At 34.8% G+C, this 3,029-nt stretch carries 2 protein-coding genes and 1 pseudogene; 1 reads left to right on the top strand and 2 read right to left on the bottom strand.

Annotated features, from left to right (window positions below):
• Nucleotides 1-34 precede the first annotated feature (34 nt).
• Complete coding sequence (locus tag L1D51_RS21025) at nt 35-628, bottom strand: hypothetical protein (RefSeq protein ID WP_239964775.1); 594 nt, start codon at nt 626-628, stop codon at nt 35-37.
• Between the two features lie 543 nt (nt 629-1,171).
• On the opposite strand from L1D51_RS21025, the gene L1D51_RS21030 reads away from it, so the two are divergent.
• Nucleotides 1,172-2,260 carry a hypothetical protein gene (locus L1D51_RS21030; protein ID WP_239964776.1) on the top strand — a complete coding sequence of 363 codons (1,089 nt, stop codon included), beginning with the start codon at nt 1,172-1,174 and terminating at the stop codon, nt 2,258-2,260.
• A 303-nt stretch (nt 2,261-2,563) separates the two neighbouring features.
• Here L1D51_RS21030 and L1D51_RS21035 read toward each other — a convergent pair.
• Nucleotides 2,564-3,029 (bottom strand): annotated as a pseudogene (locus tag L1D51_RS21035) (DNA replication protein); the annotation flags it as partial.

Here is a 3,029-nt window from a genome sequence, read left to right on the forward strand (position 1 = left end):
CTAATGTCTAGAATATAATTATTTGTCATTTTTATTATTTCCTTAACCCTTTAACCCAGCTGAACACACCCTCATGTGCTGCAATGTAATCACCAACTATGTCTGTATGAGTTGCGATTCTATTTTTTGATTCAAGTTCGAATAATTTAGATAAGATATTTTCTTGTTCGATTTTTATATACCGACGATCTATTGGTAAGCTTTTTCCTCGAATACTCAAACGATACTCTCGCTCTAAAATTTCAAGCTGCTCTATCATTAAACGGTTACGGCTCCAAGCTCTAGTGTACCCCTTGAGCCTATTAACTAAGTAACTTATTAATAGAATCACACTTGAGATACTCAGAAAAAAACTGACAATTAATCTCAAATATTCATGCTCTAAAATATCTACACCAAACAAGAAAGGTGAGTAAATTAGAGTAATTGATAAAGTTACAACTACCACTGAGAAAAAAGCAAAACGTTCATTAATTTTTTTCTTAGTTGCGAACTTATTAACTCTTTTCGTATATTCAGAAATGTAAAAGTCAATTTCATCCAAAGCCACATCCCCTTTTATAGGATCGTTATTGTGCCTCTTATCTGAATCATACTTTTGACTATCATTTATTTTTCCCACTTTCAATTATTAATCCTTAAAAATCCGTTATTGTAGTGTTCAATGAAATAGCCGCTATCAAATGGTTTTCTTAAAATCTATATTTATGCTTCTGCCTAAAAGGCTGGTAAATATATTCGATTCCGAGACATGAAAGATTGGTATTCAGATAGAGTCATAATTCTTCCTTGTTCGAAAGGCAATTCCATTTTCTTATGACTGATAATAACGAAGCTAAAAAAATGAATCAAAACTTAACAGCAAAAAATGATTCATAATTTAAAAACAATGAGTTCAATTTGATGCTGTAAAAACTATAACTAGAAATTTAGGCAATAAAAAAGGCCGCTCTGAGAGCAGCCTTTTTCATATTTGGTGGAGCTGGGGGGATTTGAACCGCCGTCCAGCTTATTTTAAATCAATAACTTACATAACCTTGTGCACAGAGCGTGTATTTTAAAGTTCTTTAAGATAATTGTACTAAACCCTCTACTCTGTTAAAAACGACAATATCGTTGGAAACGATGAATAGAATGCACACTAAACAATCAAGTCAATTGGAGAATAAAGATGCCAGTAAGGACTCATCTTTGGAAGGTTGGTGTAAAGCCTAAAGCTCTACAAGAAACTCGTTTAGAAACAGAAAAGCTACTAGAAGAAATGATTATTCAGCAACCTTCCATGCTTTCAGGTGAGTGGCTATTAATTGGTCAACAAGAACGAACTTTCAATAACCAGCCATTAGATCTTTTAGCAATAGCTCCAGATGCTTCTTTAGTTTTAATAGAGCTCAAGCGAGACAAAACTCCTAGAGAGGTTACCTCACAAGCTCTTGACTACGCTTCTTGGGTAGAAAATTTAAAACCAGAAAAAATCATTGAAATGTATAGAAGGTTTAGTAAAGGAAGAGAGTTAGCTGAGGATTTTTTTAATAAGTTCCAGCGACAACTTATTGAAGAAGAGCTAAATCAAAACCATCAGATTATTATTGTTGCTGCCGAATTAGACACCAGCACAGAAAGAATTATTTCATACTTGAATCAACGTTCTGTCGCTATAAATGCTCTCTTTTTTCAAGTATTCGACAATGGAGATGAAAAAATAATCAGTCGAACTTGGTTACTTGACCCTATAGAGACACAATCAGCAGCTTCTAACACTAGATCAAATAACTTAGAGCCATGGAATGGTGAATTTTATTGCTCATTCGGTGATAGTTCAGCTCGCTCATGGGCTGAGGCTAAAAAGTATGGGTTTATTTGTGGTGGTGGCGGAGCTTGGTATAGCCGAACTCTTCAATTACTTTCTCCTGGTGATCGAGTCTGGGTCAAGGTTCCTGGAGTAGGATTTGTTGGTGTAGCTAGAGTCACAAATGAAGCCTTGCCAGCAGCTGAATTTACTGTTACCACTGATACTGAAGAAAAACCCGCACTGGAAGTTCTCACAGAGGGCAGCTATCACCGAGAGTTTTTAGACGATGAAGAGAAGTGCGAATATTTTGTCTCGGTAGAATGGTTAGAAACAAAAGAATTGGATGAAGCAATTCAAGAAGTTGGTATGTTCGGAAACCAAAACACAGTATGTAAGCCAACAACATCAAAATGGCGCTCAACTGTGACCCGCTTACAGCGAAGGTTTCCAAACTATAATTCAAACTAGTAAAAATTTTGAACAACAGATATTTGTGCGATTACTCTGACCAATAAATGCTCAAGTTCTTTATGTGAATAAGTCTTAACTTTATCTGTCAGGTTTGATTATTAGAGTTTAATCAAATCTGACAGTCGCATAAGTGCTGGTATCATTTAATGATCACCGCTTTTCTTTCGAAAAGTGGGCAGTCAATGAAAGTCGTTTATGCCCCAAAACGATTCACTCAACTAATCATATTGGATGTTATTAGACTGAACATTCAAACAAGCAATTAAGATAATTTTGAGTTACGCTATAAAGTAAATTGGATTAATGCCTGCTTTCTAAGAAGTCTCGTTTCTTCTCAGACTCAATAGACTTTAATTTATTCTCTATGCGTTTTTCGATATATGAGCGATGTTCTAATAAATCAACAGAATTGAATAAAGGTAATAGCGTGATAAGGTAGTTTTTCTCTTTCTCTAATACAGGTACCAAACTTCCAGACCAGAATCTACTAGCAGGCTCATGCTCAAGTATTTTGAAGTCATCAAGTTTTTTATTGAGTTGAAGAAAAATACTTAGCAACTCAAGCTTAAAGACCTCTCCCATGCAATTTGCAACTTTAAATATGAAACTAATGTAACCAATTTCTTCAATATTATTTCGAACTGTATGTTTTATAAAAGCCTGCTTCTTGGTGATTAGCCCATCGGACTCTACTCCTCTTTTCTTTGAAAATAATTTAATAAAAATATTACCTCCAAAACCGTAGGAATCCTGCTCCTTTATGTAT

It is taken from the genome of Pseudoalteromonas shioyasakiensis (assembly GCF_022398475.1).
Classification (GTDB): domain Bacteria; phylum Pseudomonadota; class Gammaproteobacteria; order Enterobacterales; family Alteromonadaceae; genus Pseudoalteromonas.

Coding starts and splice junctions, on each gene's coding strand:
- L1D51_RS21030 (WP_239964776.1), top strand. CDS start 1,172: ATGCCAGTAAGGACTCATCTTTGGAAGGTTGGTGTAAAGCCTAAAGCT.